7 protein-coding genes are annotated in these 16,734 nt (G+C 71.1%); 1 reads left to right on the top strand and 6 read right to left on the bottom strand.

Annotation, left to right across the window (positions count from 1 at the left end; all coding sequences use genetic code 11):
- Window positions 1-105: 105 nt before the first annotated feature.
- Window positions 106-606, top strand: a complete 501-nt coding sequence (locus ABZ808_RS25795) for a polyketide cyclase (RefSeq protein WP_357011257.1) — start codon at window positions 106-108, stop codon at window positions 604-606.
- 95 nt (window positions 607-701) lie between these two features.
- Here ABZ808_RS25795 and ABZ808_RS25790 read toward each other — a convergent pair whose 3' ends face one another.
- The 6 genes from ABZ808_RS25790 to ABZ808_RS25765 all read right to left on the bottom strand — a co-directional run bounded on the left by ABZ808_RS25790 (window position 702) and on the right by ABZ808_RS25765 (window position 16,722).
- Complete coding sequence (locus tag ABZ808_RS25790) at window positions 702-3,206, bottom strand: M14 family metallopeptidase (protein WP_357011255.1); 2,505 nt, start codon at window positions 3,204-3,206, stop codon at window positions 702-704.
- Window positions 3,207-3,631: 425 nt separating this feature from the next.
- Window positions 3,632-4,381 carry an alpha/beta fold hydrolase gene (locus ABZ808_RS25785; RefSeq protein ID WP_357011605.1) on the bottom strand — a complete coding sequence of 250 codons (750 nt, stop codon included), beginning with the start codon at window positions 4,379-4,381 and terminating at the stop codon, window positions 3,632-3,634.
- Between the two features lie 35 nt (window positions 4,382-4,416).
- On the bottom strand, window positions 4,417-5,352 hold the full coding sequence (locus tag ABZ808_RS25780) for a TauD/TfdA family dioxygenase (RefSeq protein WP_357011253.1): 936 nt from the start codon (window positions 5,350-5,352) through the stop codon (window positions 4,417-4,419).
- Window positions 5,353-5,435: 83 nt separating this feature from the next.
- Window positions 5,436-6,785 carry an MFS transporter gene (locus tag ABZ808_RS25775; RefSeq protein ID WP_357011251.1) on the bottom strand — a complete coding sequence of 450 codons (1,350 nt, stop codon included), beginning with the start codon at window positions 6,783-6,785 and terminating at the stop codon, window positions 5,436-5,438.
- On the bottom strand, window positions 6,782-7,765 hold the full coding sequence (locus ABZ808_RS25770; RefSeq protein ID WP_357011249.1) for an ornithine carbamoyltransferase: 984 nt from the start codon (window positions 7,763-7,765) through the stop codon (window positions 6,782-6,784). Before ABZ808_RS25770 ends, ABZ808_RS25775 begins: the two co-directional genes overlap by 4 nt.
- Entirely contained in the window at window positions 7,762-16,722 is an 8,961-nt protein-coding gene (locus tag ABZ808_RS25765) for an amino acid adenylation domain-containing protein (RefSeq protein ID WP_357011247.1), read from the bottom strand. Before ABZ808_RS25765 ends, ABZ808_RS25770 begins: the two co-directional genes overlap by 4 nt.
- Window positions 16,723-16,734: the final 12 nt, after the last annotated feature.

Genomic DNA, 16,734 nt, shown 5'->3' with positions numbered 1-16,734 from the left:
ACGGACGCGGCGGCCTCTCGCCTGCGGTGAGCACGCCCGCGCGCCGACGTCGGCGGTACCGTCGTACTCGATCTGCGTACCACGAGGGCGTGGGGAGGCAGGCGAATGTTCGGCGACCGGTGGGGTGTGACCGACGAGGACGTCGCGCGCTCCTACCCGTGTGACGACTTCGTTGCCGCGCCCACGTTGCGCGCATGGCGAGGGGTACGGGTCGGCGCTCCCACCACGGTGGTGTGGCGGTGGGTCGCCCAGGTGCGGTTGGCGCCCTACGCGTACGACTGGATCGACAACTTCGGCCGCACCTCACCTCGGGAGCTGCTGGGCCTCCCCGAACCGAGGGTGGGCGAGCCGTTCACCAGCGTCGGCGGGCGCGGGCAGGGCCGGATCCTCTCGGTCGACCCGGGGCACCAGCTCACCGGGACGATCATCAATGCCGTCCTGTCCTACGTTCTGGTCCCCGACGGGGACGAGGCCACGCGCTTGCTACTCAAGGTCGTCATGCGGACCAACCCGGTGGTCGCGCTCGGGCTGTGCGTCGGAGACCTGGTGATGGCCCGCCGGCAACTGTTGAACCTCAAGCAGCTCGCCGAACGCACACCGGAGTGACAGCAGCGGGGACGTCAGCGTCTGCGGGGCTTGGACGACCATCGCCTCGCCAGTGTGATGGAACCACTGGCGAGGCAATGATCAGCCGATGTGCGCTACTTCTTCTTCGTCTCGATCTTGATCGTCGCGGTGCGGTAGTTGTTGCGCTTGTCGTTCTTCGTCGGGTCGTAGCCCTTCTCGATGTTGCCGGCGCTGTCCACCGAGAACCAGTTGAAGGTCGTCGTCTCGGTCACGTGGAACACCTGCCCCGGCTCACGGAACTCGGTCGCCGCGTAGCGGGGCGACTCGAGCGTGGGCCGGCTGCCGTCCGTCGTGTAGTAGATGGTGGCCGGCTCGCTGGTCTCGAAGTGCACGTTGACCGGCCCCTGGTACTTCCCGTTGCCGGGAACGAGGTCGGACGTCGGCTTCTTCTTGTCCTTGCCCCAGTCCGCCGCGACCCGGAACATCTCCATGATGCCGTTGGCGTACTCCATGGTCTCGGCGTGGCCGCTGACCAGCGCGGGGTTGCCCTCCCACGCCGGCTGGAACGAACCGCCCTGCCAGTTGCCGGTAGCCGGGTTGTAGATGGAGCCACCGACCTCCCAGCCGAAGGCGTAGATCCCGTAGGTGTGGTACAGGTCCTCGCGGACGTTGCCCGCCGAGGAGTAGAGGACGTCGGACGAACCGCCGACGTTCTCCGGCGTCACGACGGTCTCCCGGTGCGCCTTGACCTGCCCCAGGATCCGGGAAGCCGACTGCCAGTAGAACGCCTCGTCACCGAGCGGCGGACGCGGGGTGGTGATGCGCCCGTCGGCGATGTAGGCGCCGGGCTGCCAGAACAGCTGACCGCCGTTGGAGTGCACCGACATCATGAACTTGATGTTGTTGTACTTCTCGACCAGCCAGACAATGTTCTTCGCCTCGGGCTCGGACAGCTTCTCCGGGCCCTGGTAGGTGCCGCTGGTGCACACCGACGAGCCGCCGGAGTAGCCGTCCTGGGCGGACCCGACCCGGTAGTTCCGGTTCAGGTCGACACCCCAGGAGTTACGGTTCGCCGGGTCGGCGGCCGAGTCCGCGCAGTGGTTCGTCATGTTCTTCCGCTGCGAGGCGAAGTTGTAGAAGCTGTAGTTCGCCCCGTCGGGGTTGTTGGAGAGGATGAAGAAGACGTCGGTGTTGTCGACGATGTTCTTCGTCTCCTTGTCGGTCTTGTAGTTGTGCACCAGCCGCTCGGCCGACTCCAGGCTCGTCGTCGCCGGCACCCACTCGCGGGCGTGGTCCTGCGCCTGGATCAGCACGCCGGGCTTCTTGCCGTCACGGTGCTTGCCGATCCGCAGAACGGGGATGGTGACCGGGCCGCGCGGCACCTCGCCCTCGGGCGCGCCGACGCGCTTCTCGTCGAGGAAGTCGGTCAGGGCGACCGGGCCCTCCGTCGGCGCGACGATGCCGGTGCCCGCGTTGTTGCGGTACGGGTGCGACCGGTCGATGAGGCCCTGGGACTGGGTCCGCAGTGCCTCCGCCACCTGCGCGGCCGTGCTCGACAGCGCACCGGAGGCGTCCTTCGCGAGCAGGACGCGGACGGCCTTGCCCGTGACCTCCACCGCGAGCGGGAGGTTGGCCCCCGACCGGTTCACGAACTCGACGGTGACGTCGTTGCCGCCCTCGTGGCCCCACGCCGCCGTGGTGGCGACGACCGCCGACTGACCCGTGCCACCGATGGTGGCCTGCGCCTTGCGCTGGTAGCCGTTCGTCTGGTTCGGGAGGTAGACGATCTCGGCGATGCCCGGGTACTGCTGGGCGATCTCCTTGGCGCGAGCGAAGAGCTGCTGCGGGTGCTTGTAGCCGTCAATGAAGTCGGACTTGTAGCCGGGCTTCTCCGTCAGCGGCTCGGGGGCGTTCTCCAGCCAGTCGGAGACGACGCCGGTGGTGACACCGCCGGTGGAGCTCGTGACCCGGATCTCGCTCGGGCGCGCGTCGAGCTTGAACAGGTTCCGGTGGAACATGTACTGCCCGGAGTCCACGAACCGGCTCATCGTCCGCGCGAACTCGAACGGCGTGCCCTTGCCCGAGTTGTTCTCCAGCTGCATCCCGACGATCGGGGTGGTCTGCTGCCCCTCGGTGGTGCGGGCCTCGACGTAGAGGAAGCCCTGGCCCTTGGTGGTGAACCAGTCGGCGCGGGCGATGCGTACCGTCGCCAGCGCCGGGTCGGTCGCCGGCGGCTGCGTCGGGCGGGCGGCGGGACCCTTGGGGCCCTTGAGGCCGCCGTCGGCCTTCTCGCTCCACTCGAAGCGCGCGTTCTCCTCGAGGAGCTGCACGCCCATGGACTGCAGCTTGGTGAGCTCGTCGGCGGTGACCACCGCTTCGCCCTCGATGCCGTCCGGCACGCGCTTGAGGCCGTGCTCAAGGTCGAACCCGGCGGCGACGACCTTGTCCAGCATGTCGGCGCCGGCCAGCTTGATGTCTACGTGACGTGCCTGCTTGATGTTCTCGAGCGCGGAATGCCCGGAACCGGCCGAGGCCCTCGGCCCGGCGGGGTCCGCACCAGCGGGCCCGGTCGAGACGAGGACGCCCGCCACCAGGGCGGGAACGGCGAGAAGTGCGATGCGTCGTTGTCTGCGTCGCATTTGCCCCTCCTTCTACTTGCGACGATATGTGCTCTGCTGGCCGACCCCCGCACGGTCGTTCCTCCACTGAGGACTGCCGTACCGAACTCGCGTGCCGTGTGCCTGGGTACGACGAAGGTGGTGTTGCCGTTGCGGAAGGGGGTGGGGGTCATCCGCGCGCTGAGTTCGGGAGAGCGTATGTGCGATCCACGGCTTCGCTAGCTGGCATGATCCGAATTTGAGCATTACTTGAGGCACCGGGTGACGCCCTGGACGCACACCGCAACCGGCACGCATAGAAGCACATCAGCGCAGGTGAGGGCTGACGGAGGGGTGCGCCGCGCACCGCCGGACGGCCGCACGGAGGCGGCTGGCACCTTCTTGGCGGCACCTGAAAAGCCTCAAGGGCCGGTCGATCAACCGGCCCTTGAGGCGTGGTCCGTCGGTCAGCCCAGGCGGGCGGTCACCGCGGCGACCACCTGCTCCTGCTCCGGCACGAGATAGAAATGGTCACCGGGGAACGTGGCCAACTCGAAGCCGCCGGTGGTCAGCTCCTCCCAGGCCCGCACCGTCGACGTGGTGCACGTCGGGTCCTCGGTCCCCAGGTAGGCGGCGATCGGGGCCTTGACCTTCGCCGGTTCGCGCGGCAGGTGGCGGTAGAGCATCCGCAGGTCCCCCCGGAGCGAGGGCATGATCAGCTCGCGGAGCTTCGGTGACCGCAGCAGCACCGGATCGACCTCGCCCAGGGCGCCGATCCGACCGAGCAGATATTCGTCGTCGGCGAGATCCGGGTCGAGTTCGACCCGGGAGATGTGCGGCGCGCCGTGTCCCGAGACGAAGAGCACGCTCGGCGTGAACCCGTACCGGGACTCCAGGACCAGGGTGACCTCGTACGCCACCGACGCGCCCATGCTGTGGCCGAAGAACGCGATCGGCCGGTCCAGGTACGGCACGAGCACGTCACTGATCCGCTCGGCGAGCACGCCCATCTGGTCCACGCACGGCTCCAGCAGCCGGTCCTGCCGACCCGGATAGCAGACCGCCAGCAGGTCGGTGCCGCCGTTCAGCAGGCCCGCCCAGGGTTGGAACACGTTGGCGTTCCCACCGGCGTGCGGGAAGCAGACCAGCCGCAGGTCGGACCGCTCAGCACGGCGGTAGGTCCGAAGCCACCGGCCGCGTACCTCGGCCTCGTTCATCTCCACGTCTCTCCTCCCGCCGGCTGATGCCCCGGTCAGTCCGACATCGCCACCAGGATGCGGCGGTTGCCGGTGTAGGGCCGCCGACCGTGCGCCACCAGCACGTTGTCGATCAGCAGCAGGTCACCCACCCTCCAGTCCACGTCGATCGCCGCGTCCAGCCCCCGGTCGCGGATCTGGAACACGTACTCGTCGGGGATCGGGCTGCCGTCGGCGAAGGTGACCGACTGGGGCAGCTCGTCCTGCGTCATCACCTGGGTCATCACCCGAGCGACCTCGTCGTCCAGAGCGGCCGGGTGCCACTGGTCGCTCTGGTTGAACCACACCTCCACGCCGGTCACCGGGTGCCGGGTGGTGGACGGGCGGACCTGGCTCACCCGCAGCCCGTCGGCGGTCCACGTCCAGGTCGCCCCGGCGCCCTTGAGGAACGCCTCGACCTCCGCCCGGTCCTCGGTCTCGAAGGTCTGCTGCCAGCTCTTGCCCAGCCCCAGGCCGTCGTGCAGGTTCTGCTGGTAGCACACGCCACCCGCGAAGGCGGCGCGGATCTCCGGGTCGAGGGACTCCAGCCAGAGGTGGGCGTCGACCACCGGGGTGGCGCCACCGGTCGGCGCGGCGACCTGGCAGTAGAACAGCAGGCGGGCCGGCCAGTGCGCGGCGTACGACAGCTCGTTGTGCATGGAGATGGTGTACGGCGCCGGGTACTCCGTCGACGTGTAGACGTTGCGGCCGACCTTGGTGCGGGGCGAGTTGCCGTGCACGTAGGCGAGCCGGTTGGGCAGCAACTGGTCCATCACCGGGTCCAGCGCGCCCGGCTCGACGCCGAAGCCCCGGAACACCAGCGCCTTCTCGGCGGTGAGTAACGCCGTCAGGTCCAGCTCCCCCAGATGGCCGATCAGCCCGTCGACGGTGGCTGCGCATCCGGCGCTGCCCGGTGTGATCTCGTGTGGCTGCCACGTGCCGTGCTCGCTCATCGGTCGGTCTCCTCCACGCCAGGGTCGGTCCACTGGGGCAGCCTGACGTGGGCAGCCATATTTCCTCGATATCGTCGCCGGGCTCAACCGTGCGGGTCGCGGCCGGCTGCCGTCGCGGCCAGCTCGGCGTCCGCCCGCTCGGCGTCCGCCCGCTCGGCGTCCGCCCGCTCGGCGTCCGCCTCGGCCCGTTCCGCCTCGGCGGCGGTACGGGTGCCGAAGGCCAGTACCGCGAACACCGCGATCACCACCATCGTCGCGCCCACGACGGCCAACGCCACCTCGATGCGTGCGGCATCCAGCAGGAAGCCCGCGAACAGCGCGCCGATCGAGTTGGCCCCCGAGGAGAGCAGCGTGAAGATCGAGCCGGCCCGGCCGCGCAGCTCGTCGGGAGTCGTCCTGAGCAGGTACAGCATCCCGGCCACGTTGCCGATCCCGGCGCCGTAGTTGATCAACGCCAGGATCACACTGACCGCCACCAGCCCGGGTGCCACAACCAGCAGCGGCATCAGCACCGCCCACGCCACGTGGATGCCGACCATCATTCGGCGGATGCCCCACCGGCGCAGGAAGGCGTTGCTGGTCATCGCGCCCGCCATGCCGAAGATGCTGTTGACCGCCAACAGCAGACCGACCGTCGCGGGCGTCCCCTCACGGTCCTTGACCAGCACCACCAGACCGAGGCTGAGGATCTGGAAGAGGATGTTGCTGGCCGCGAAGAGACACAGCGCCCGACGCAGGTAGAGCTTGCCCCAGATGAAGACGACACCTTCCCTGATCTGGGCGATCAGCCCGCCCGCCCCGCCGTGCGACGACCGGGGCGCCCGCAGGTCCCGTCGGACGAACAGCAGGGTCACCAACGAGATCAGGTGCACCACGGTGGCGAACAGGAACGGTGCGAACCGGGCCACGGCATAGAGCACCGTGCCGGTCGGCTGGCCGAGGATGCTGGCGGCGTTGCCCCGCGACTCGTTGGCCGCCATCGCCGCGCCCAGTTGGGCCCTGGGCACCACGGCACACACCGCGGCCCGTTCCGCCAAGGCGTAGCAGATGCCCAGCGTGGCCTCCAGGAACGCGACCACCATCAGGTGCGGCAACCACACCGCGTCGAGCAGCACCACCGCCGCCACGCTGCCGGCTCCGAGGACCCGGCCGGCGGTGCAGACCAGCATCGTCGTACGCCGGTTCCACCTGTCGACCAGCGCGCCGGCCGGCAGCTGGGCGACCAGGTTCGGCAGCAGCGCGGCGAAGGTGACGAGGCTGGCCGCGGTGGCCGAGCCGGTCGACCAGAAGACCAGCAGGGTGTAGCCGATGGAGGTGGCCCGGGCGCCGAGCGCGGAGAGCCCCGAGCCGGTCCAGAGCAACAGGAAGTCCCTGTTGCGGGTGAGCCTCGCCCCGCTGCGGGCCGGTCTGTCCGCCTGCTCGGTGTCCGTCACCACGTCGCCCCAACCGCAGGCGACCGGCACCACTCGAGCACCGCCATCGCGCTGTAGAGCTTGTTCTCCGCCTGACCGAACGCGATGCTCGCCGGCCCGTCGAGCACCTCCGAGGTCACCTCCTCGCCGCGATGTGCCGGCAGGTCGTGCAGGAAGACCGCGTTCGGGCTGTGCCGCCAGAGGTCCTGCTCGACCCGGAACGGGGCGAAGACCTGACGCCAGTCCGGGTCCGGCTTCATGGTGCCGGTGGTCTGCCAGCGGGTCGTGTAGATGGCGTCGAGATCGCCCGGCAGGTCGGCCATGTGGCACCGCTCGACGATGCTCGCCCCACTGATCTCGGCCTGCCGGGTGGCGTCGGCCAGGATCTGGGCGGGCAGGCCGTAGCCGGGCGGGGTGCGCAGTTCCAGTTCCACGCCCGGAAACCGGGTGAGCGCCAGGGCGAGCGCGGTGGCCGTGTTGTTGGCCTCCCCCAGGTAGAGCAGGCGCAGCCCCTCGATCCGGCCGAACTGCCGCAGCAACGTGGTCAGGTCCGTCAGCGCCTGGGTGGGGTGCTCCTCGGCGCTCATCGCGTTGAGCACCGACATCCGACTCTGGGCAGCCCACGCCCGCAGCTCGGTTGGGTCACCGGCGGTGCGGGCGACCAGCACGTCGAGCATGCCGGACAGCACCCGGCCGGTGTCCGCGCTGGTCTCTCCGGTGTTGGTCTGCAAATCCTGCGGGCCGTACTGGATCACGCCGGCACCGAGCCGCAGTGCGGCACTGGTGAAAGCGGTCCGCGTACGCGTCGAGGTCTTGAGGAAGTAGACCCCGGCCACCTGCCCGGCGAGCGGGCTGCCGCACTCCCCGGCGGCGAACGCGGCGCCCCGCGCGACGATCGAGTAGAGGTCCCCGTCGGTCAGGTCGCGGATCGACACCAGGTGCCGTACCTGCCGGACGGTGGGGTCGGTGACCGGCGGGGAGACGCTCGGCATGGTCGTCATCGCATGTCCTCCGTCCGTGCGGTGTTCGACATCAGCTGCGACATGACCTCGTCGCCGGCCTCGCCGTTGGTCAGCAGCACCAGCCCGGACCCGTCTGGAACCCGGCCGGTGACGAGCGCCCGGTAGCCGGCTAGGTGGCCCCGGTGGGTGAACTCCACGTGCGTTTCGGCGCCCCCCTCGATGCGGTCCACCATGCAGCCGAGCCCAAAGACGCCGCCCGGACCGGCGGTCAGTTGCGCCAGCACCAGTTCCTGGCTGAGCAGGGCCGACCCGCCCCGGTAGGCGACCTGGATCTCCCTGGTCAGCGTGGCCAGGTCGGTGGCGGTGCTCCAGAGACCGGCCGCCGCCAGGTCCGCACGCACCTCCCACCCGTGTGGGTGTGGCTCGCCCCGTTCGTCGTGCCCGGCGGCCACCGGCCGGCCGGACGTCTCCGGGAAGCTCTGGTCGAAGCTGCTGCCGGTCATCCCCAGCGGCGCGAAGACCAGCTCGGCCATCAGGTCGGCGAAGGGTGTCGCGGTGACGTCCTCCATGAGCTGCTGGAACACCACGAAGTGGCTGTTGCGCTCCACCGCGACCGGGTCGGGCGCGTCGAGCGCCCGCACCGGGCCGGTGGGCACGCCACGGCCGAGCAGCAGGTCCGACAGCGGCGGCACCGGGCCGCCGCGCGGGTGGCCGGTGCTGCCCGTCGACGTCAGCCCGGCGACGTGGCCGAGCAGTTGCCGCAGGCTCACCGGCCGGTCGGCGGGCAACTGCCATTCCTTGAGGTACGCGTTGACGTCCGCGTCGAGCTGGAGCGCTCCCCTGTCGACCAGGGCCAGCGCACCCACCGCCGCGACCAGCTTGCTGACCGAGCCCACCGGGAAGATGGTGGCCGGAGTCACCGGGGCGTCACCGCCCGACGTGCCGTGCCCCACCGCGAGGACCTGCACCAACTCGCCGTCCGCGAGCACGGCCAGCGACGCACCGGGCACCCGCGCCTCGGCGAGGAGCGGAGCGATCTGGGGCAACGGCGCGTTCCGGGGCACCGCCACGGCTCGCGGAGCCGGACCGGCCGGGGTGAACGCGGCGGCGAGGTCGGCCAGCGGACGGTCCAGCATCGCCTGTTGCAGCGTGAGCGGGAGGCCGGCCTGCCGGGCCGCGGTGACCATGGGCACCACCAGCAGGGAGTGCCCGCCCAGGGCGAAGAACCGGTCCTCACGACCGATCCTCGGCACGTCCAGCAGCTCGGCCCAGATCCCGGCGAGAGTGGTCTCGGCCGGACCCTGCGGCGGGGCGACCTCCGCCTCCGTCCGCAGCGGTGCCGCCGGCAACGCCCGCAGGTCCACCTTGCCGTTGGGGTTGAGCGCAATGGCGTCGACCGGCACGAAGGCGGCCGGGACCAGAGCGGCGGGCAGCCGCCGGGCACAGTGCCCGGCCAGGTCGTCAGAACCACCCACGTGGTACGCGATCAACTGGTTGCCGCCGCCGGCCGCCGGGCGGGCCACCACCGCCGCGTCGCGTACGGCGGGATGGTCGAGGAGCACCGCGCGGATCTCGCCCGGCTCCACCCGGTGCCCACGGATCTTCACCTGGTCGTCGACCCGGCCGAGCAGGTCGAGCTGCCCCTCCGGCAACCAGCGGCCACGGTCACCGGTGCGGTACAACCGGGAGCCCGCCGGCCCGTACGGGTCGGGCACGAACCGGTCGGCGGTGTGGTCGGGCCGTCCGGCGTACCCCCGGGCCAGTTGCGGCCCACCGAGGTAGACCTCGCCGACCGCGCCGACCGGCACCGGATTCAGCCGGGCGTCCAGCACATAGGCACGCATCCCGCCGAGCGGACGGCCGATCGGGGCGACCTGGCCGGTGAGCGCGCCGGTCACCGGGTAACGGCTGACGGCGACTGTCGCCTCGGTCGGGCCGTACTCGTTGAGCAGCACGGTCCGTGGTGCGAGTTCCTGCCACCGCGCGCAGGTCCGCGCGGTGAGCGCCTCGCCGCCGAGCACCAGCATCGGGGTCAGCGCGGCTGCCTGCTCGGCCGACAACTGCCCGGCGAGCAGGTCCAGATGACTCGGGGTCAGCTTGACGAAGCTGAACGGCCCCGCCGCGGCCAGCCGCGGGCCGAGCTCGTCCAGCCCGGCGTCGGCCGGCAACAGCCACAGCCGCTGCCCGGCGACCAGCGGCGCCCAGATGGTGGTCACCACCATGTCGAAGGCGACCGAGGAGAACAGGGCCGCGCCACCCGCCCGGTCGGCGACCAGTTCGTGCACCGCCCAGTTCAGGTAGCCGGCCAGGCTGCGATGGCTGACCTGCACGCCGTTGGGCTGGCCCGTCGACCCCGACGTGAAGATCACGTACGCGAGCTGGTCCGGGTCGGTGCGGCCCGGCGGATGCTCGTCGAGGTGGGCCGCGATCAGCCCCGCGTCGACGTCCAGCAGCACCCGGTCGACGTCGGTGAACCGGTCGGCGTAGGCGGTGCTGGTGACCACGACGGTGGCCCCGGCCTGGGTGAGCATGGACGCGATCCGGGCCGCCGGGTACGACGGGTCGATCGGCAGGTACGCCCCGCCCGCCCGCCAGATGCCCAGCAGGGTCGTGACGAGGTCGGTGCCCCGGTCGAGCAGCACCCCCACCACCCGCTCCGGTCCGACGCCCCGCTCCCGCAGATGCCAGCCGAGCCGGTTCGCCGCCGCGTCGAGGTCGGCGTAGCTCAACTCGCCGACCGCCGCCGCGTCGCCCGCGATGGCAGCCCTCTCCCGCACCAGGTCCGGCACCAGGCCGGGCTCCGGCACGATCTCGTCGGCCGACTCGGCCCAGGCCACCAGCACGTTGTGCCGCTCCGCCTCGGGCAGCCGGACCGCGCGGGCGTCGCCGTCCGGGTCCGCCACCATCGCGGCGAGCACGAGCCGGTACATCGCGGCCATCCGTTCGACCTCGGCCCGCTCCAGGTGATCGCTGTCGCTGCTCAGCTCCAGGTGCCCGGCGACCGCGGAGACGGCCAGGGCGAACTCCGAGCTGGCGGCGGCGTACCGGGGGCCTGCCTCGACGTGCTCACCGACCACCTCGTCGAAGTCGAGGTAGCTGAAGTAGACGTCGAGCAGGCGGGTACCGGCGACCGCCGGCCGGATCGCCGGCGCGGGGTAGCGCCGGTGCGGCCACATCTCGACCTCCGTCGCATGCACCCGGCGGACCAGTTCGGTCCAGGTGGCGGAGTCGCGTTCGTACGGGAACGGCAGCGTGTTCAACGACATGGCGTACACCCGCTCGCTGCCCAGCATGTCCGGACGGGTGTGACAGACCAGACCGCTGTAGAACCGGGGCTCGTCGGTGAGCTGGCCGAGCACCGTCAGGTGCGCGGCGTGCAGCACCGCCTTGAGCGAGACCCGCGCGGCGGAGGCCAGCGCGCGAAGGCCCGGCTCCAGGTCGCGGAACGGCACCCGGACGGTGTGGGCGGTACGCGCCCGCGGCGGCGACGTGGGCCGCCAGCCGGACGGGAAGGTGAACTTCGCGCAGCGGTCCATCAGGTCCTGCCAGTACCGCCGGTCCGCCGGGGATTCCAGGGCACGACGTTCCTCGGCGATGAAGTCGGCGAACCGCACCTCCGGCAGCGGCTCCGGCTCGGTTCGGGCGCCGACGCGCATCGTGCGGTAGCGGTCGAGGATCTCCGCGACCAGCGCGTGCAGGCTCCAGCCCTCGACGACCACGTGGCAGATCGTCAGCACCAGACGCCAACTCCGGTCGGTCTCCCGGCAGACGGCGATCCGCAGCAGCGGCGCCCGCTCGACGTCGAACGGCGACCCGTACTCCACGGCGACCAGGCGGCGCAGCTCGGCCTGCCGGTCGTCCTCGGACAGCCCGCGCAGGTCGTGCGGCACGACCGGGACCCGCACGGCGGGGTGCACCAGTTGCATCGGCACCGAATAGCCGGTCGGGTCCACCGAGGAGCGCAGCACCTCGTGCCGGTTCACCACGAGGTTCACCGCCTCGCGCAGCGTCGGCAGGTCCAGCGGGTCGTCCTCGCGGACGAGGAAGGACGCCACGTTGTGGTAGTGGTTCCAGCCGTTGTCGGCCAGCATCTCCAGCAGCATGCCGAGCTGCACCTGGGACAGCGGGTACGCGTCGGTGAGGCCGTCCGGCAGCAGGGCCCGGTCCGGCGCGGACACCAGCTCGAACGGCTCCACCGGGCGGTCGACGTGCACCGGGCCGGTGCGGTCGACAAGCGCGGCGCAGAGCCGGGAAACGGTCTGCAGGTCCATCACGTCCGCGACCGAGACCTCGAAACCGGCCGTCCGCAGCGTGCTGGCCAGCACCAGCGCCTTGATCGAGTGGCCGCCCAGCTCGAAGAAGCCGTCCTCGACGCCCACCGCCGGCAGGCCCAGCACCTGCGCCCAGATCCCGGCGACCCGTTCCTCCAGCTCGGTACGCGGACCGACCCTGGCCCGCCCATCGCCGGGATCGCCGTCGCGCGGCGCGGGCAGTGCCCGCCGGTCGAGCTTGCCGCTGTTGTTGCGGGGCAACTGGTCCAGCGTCACGAAGGCCGACGGGATCATGTAGTCCGGCAGCGTGCGGGCCAGCGCCACGCGCAGCTCGCCAATGCTCGGCCGCTGCCCGGGCGCGCCGGCCAGGTACCCGACCAGTCGCGGGTCACCAGCGGTGTCCTCGCGCAGGACGACCGCCGCCTCGGCGACCTCCGGCAGCGCGGCCAGCGCCGACTCCACCTCGCCCAGCTCGATCCGGTAACCACGCAGCTTGACCTGGTCGTCGAGCCGGCCGAGGAACTCCACGCTGCCGTCGGGCAGCCGGATCCCCTGGTCGCCGGTGCGATACATCCGACTGCCGGCGGGGCCGTAGGGGTCGGGCAGGAACCGCTGGGCGGTCAGCGCCGGTTGGTTCAGGTAACCCCGGGCCACACCGTGCCCGGCCAGGTGGATCTCGCCGGGCACACCGAGCGGCGTCGGGTGCCCCTGCTGGTCGAGCACGTACATGCGAACACCGGCCAGCGGACGCCCGATCCGGCTGCCCACCCCGGCCGCGAGGTCGGCGCGGGTGATCCGGTGATAGGTGGAGTAGACCGTGGTCTCGGTGATCCCGTACATGTTGACCAGGGCGATCCGGGCCAGCCCGAGCCGGTCGACCCACGGGGTGAGGTCGGCGAAGTCCAGCCGCTCGCCGGCCAGCACGACCGCCCGCAGCACCAGCCGCCGCAGCCGCTTGTCACCGTCGGCGGCCAGCCGGACCAGACCGCGGAAGGCCGTGGGGGTCTGGGCCAACAGGGTCACCTCCTGCTCCACCAGCAGGTCGAGCAGGTCCTCCGGCACCCGGGCCACGGCCGGGGGCACCACCACGAGCCGGCTGCCGTGCAGCAGCGCGCCCCACAACTCCCAGACCGAGACGTCGAAGGCGTACGAGTGGAACAGCGCGACGACATCGGTTTCGTCGGTGGCGTAGTGCTCCTGCGCGCTGTCGAGCAGCCGCAGCACGTTGGCGTGGCTGACGCAGACACCCTTCGGGCGGCCTGTCGAGCCGGAGGTGTAGATGACGTAGAGCGGGTCGTCGGCGTCGTTCACCGGGGCCGGGTCGGTCTCCGGCTGGCCGGTCAGGTCGGTGCGGTCGAGCAGCACCAGGTGCCCGTCGTAACCGGCCAGCGCGTCGACGTGGGCACTCGTGGCGACCACCGTCCCGGCGCCCGCGTCGGCGAGCAGGTACGCGATGCGCTCGGCCGGCTGCGTCGGGTCGAGCGGCAGGTAGGCGGCACCGGCCTTGAGCACGCCGAGCAGGGCGGGCACCAGGTCCACGCCCCGGTCCAGGCAGACACCGACCACCGCGCCCCTGCCCACACCGGCGGCCCGCAGGTGCCCGGCGAGCCGGTTGGCCTCTGCGTTGACCTGCGCGTACGTCAGTCGGGTCGGGCCGGCGACCACCGCCACCGCGTCGGGTGCGGCTGCCGCACGGGCCTCGAACAGTGCGGCCACGGTGCCGGTTACCGGCTCCTCGACGCCGGTGTCGACCACGCCGAGCAGCCGCTCCCGCTCACCACCGGGCAGGTGGACCGCCTGCGCGTCGCCGTCCGGGTCGGCGACCATCGCCGCCAGCACGGCCCGGTACATGCCGGCCAGCCGTTCCAGGTTGGCTCGGGAGAGCACGTTGCTACGGCTGGAGAGCTGGTAGTTGCCCCGGTGCGCGAAGACCGACAGCTCGAACTCGGTGGCACCGTCGCCAGCGCTGCCGATGACGACCGGCTGGGTGCCGGTCGCGGTCGCCTGCTGACCGGCGCGGGAGAAGTCCTGGTAGTTGAAGAGCACCCGCAGCAGCCGCTGACCAGCGCCGCGCTGGATCTCCGCCAGCGGGAACCGCCGGTGGGGCCAGAGGTCGACCTCCCGGTCGAAGACCGCGGTCACCAGATCGCGCCACGTGCGGGCGGTGCGCTCGTAGCCGAACGGCAGGGTGTTGAGATACATGCCCTGCACCCGGTCGGCCCCGAGGACCTCGGGCCGGGCGTCGCAGACCAGCCCGGCGTGGAAGCTCTGCTCGGTGCTGAGTTGACTGAGCACCTTCAGGTGCGCCGCGTGCAGCACCGCCTTGACCGAGACGCCGGCCTCGGAGGCAAATCGCGCGACGGCCTCGTCCAGGTCCGCGACGTCGACGGTGGTCGAGATGGCAGTCGGATCGCCGGGCTCACCCCAGCCGGCGGGCAGCACGAACGGACTGCAGCCGTCGACCACCGCACGCCAGTAGTCCCGGTCCTCGTCGGATGTCAGCGCGGACAGCTCGGCGGCGATGAAGTCGGCGTACCGCACCGCCGGCTGTTCGGCCTCGGTCGGGCTCTGCCCGTCGGCCAGGTCGACGTAGACGGCCAACAGTTCGGCGAGCAGCTGTGCGGTGCTCCAGCCCTCGGTGACCGCGTGGCAGATGGTGAAGCTCAGCCACCAACTCGCGTCGCCGTCCTGGTGCGCGGCGACGCGCAGCAGTGGCGCGACGGCCAGGTCGAAGGGGGTGGCCCGCTCGGCCGCGACGAACTCCTCGAAGAGTCGCACCTGCTGATCCGCCGGCACGTCCCGGCCGTCCACCACGGTCACCTGCGGGGTCACCTCGGCGTGCACGAGTTGCATCGGCACCGAGTAGCCGGTCAGGTCGAACGAGGTGCGCAGGATCTCGTGCCGTGCGACGACCATCGCGACGGCGGCCCGCAGCGCGTCGGCCGAGAACGGCCGCCCGTCGCGGACGTGGTGGGCGATCACGCTGTGGTAGGCCGCCCGGTCCCCGCTGGTGGCCAGCTCGACGAGCATGCCGAGTTGGGTCTGCGCGGCGGGGTAGGCGTCGGTCAGGCCGGTCGGCAGAGCAGCCCGGTCGGCGTCGCTCAGCAGCGCGAACGGCTCCACCGGAACCCACTCGTCCCCGCCATCGCCCAGACTCGCAGCCAGCCCTCGCACCGTCCGATACGCGAAAACATCCCGCACACTCGTGGAATAACCCGCCGCCCGTAACGACCCGACCAACGTCACCGCCAACATCGAGTCACCACCCAGGTCGAAGAAACTCGCCTCGACACTGACCTCATCCCGACCCAACACCCGCGCCCACACCCCGGCCACCGCCCGCTCCACCACCGACGCAGGCTCGACCACCACACCCACCGGCTCATCCGCCACCGACGGCACCGGCAACTGCCGCCGATCCACCTTCCCATTCGGATCCACCGGCACCCCGCCGATCACCACGAACGCCGACGGCACCATCGCCTCCGGCAACATCCGCCGCAACGACTCCCGCAGCCCGCTCGAATCTGGGCGTGCATCACCCACCGGCACCACGTAACCGGCCAACACCCGCCGACCATCAACCTCCGCCACCGACGCCACCGCATCCCGCACCCCCGCGCAGGACCGCAACGCCGACTCCACCTCACCCAACTCCACCCGCACACCACGCAACTTCACCTGCGCATCCAACCGACCCAGGAACTCCACCGTCCCGTCCGACCGCCACGCCACCGCATCCCCAGTCCGATACAACCGCGACCCCACCAACCCAAACGGATCCGGCACAAACCGATCCGCCGTCAACCCCGCAGCCCCCAAATAACCCCGACCCACACCCACACCACCGAGGTACAGCTCCCCCGGCACGCCGATGGGGACCATCGCGAGGTTTTCGTCGAGGACGTAGAGCCGCAGATTGGGGTGCGGTCCGCCGAGGGGCACCCGGGTCAGCTCGGCCAGGGCCTCGGGGTCGCACTGCCAACTGGTGACGTCGACCGCCGCCTCGGCGGGACCGTAGGTGTTGTGCAGTTCGCAGTCGGGCAGCGCCGCCAGGAACGCCCGCGCCACGTCGACCGGCAACTCCTCGCCGCCGACGCCGACGGAACGCAGCGAGGTGCACTGCTCAAGGCCCTCGGCGAGGAGCGCCGACAGCATCGCCGGGACGAAGTGGGCGGTCGTCACCTGCTCCGCGATGATCAGATCACGGAGGTACGCGGGGTCGCGGTGACCACCAGGTCGGGCCACGACGATCCGCGCGCCGGCCGACAGGGCGGCGTAGACCTCTGCCGGTGAGACGTCGAAGCCGATCTCGGTCTTCTGAAGGACGACGCCGTCCGGGCCGAGGCGGTAGACCTCCGGCAGGACGTACTGGGTGCGGTTGACGAGGCCGGCGTGTGTGACGACCGCGCCCTTGGGACGGCCCGTCGAGCCCGACGTGAAGATCACATAGCAGGCGTTGTCCGGACCCACCACCGGCGGCACATCCTCAGCAGACTCACCAGCCCACAACCCCGGCCGATCAACCAACACCACCTCAGCCGACAACCCCGGCAACCCCGCCACCAACCCCGACGACGTCACCACCACCGACGCCCCCGCATCAGCAACCATCAAACCCAGACGCTCAGACGGATAACCGGGATCCAACGGCACATACACACCACCGGCCTTATGCACCGCCAACATCGCCACAACCTGATCCACCGAACGATGCAGACACACACCCACCAACAC

It is taken from the genome of Micromonospora sp. NPDC047527, from assembly GCF_040643015.1.
In the GTDB taxonomy this organism is placed as follows: Bacteria; Actinomycetota; Actinomycetes; order Mycobacteriales; family Micromonosporaceae; genus Micromonospora.
Note: the sequence above shows the minus strand (reverse complement) of the source record. Positions and strands in the feature narration are given on the sequence as shown.

What these genes read in the sequence shown, in the direction of transcription:
- ABZ808_RS25785 (WP_357011605.1), bottom strand. Translation starts at nt 4,381, where the DNA reads ATGAACGAGGCCGAGGTACGCGGCCGGTGGCTTCGGACCTACCGCCGT.
- ABZ808_RS25795 (WP_357011257.1), top strand. Translation starts at nt 106, where the DNA reads ATGTTCGGCGACCGGTGGGGTGTGACCGACGAGGACGTCGCGCGCTCC.
- ABZ808_RS25770 (WP_357011249.1), bottom strand. Translation starts at nt 7,765, where the DNA reads ATGACGACCATGCCGAGCGTCTCCCCGCCGGTCACCGACCCCACCGTC.
- ABZ808_RS25780 (WP_357011253.1), bottom strand. Translation starts at nt 5,352, where the DNA reads ATGAGCGAGCACGGCACGTGGCAGCCACACGAGATCACACCGGGCAGC.
- ABZ808_RS25790 (WP_357011255.1), bottom strand. Translation starts at nt 3,206, where the DNA reads ATGCGACGCAGACAACGACGCATCGCACTTCTCGCCGTTCCCGCCCTG.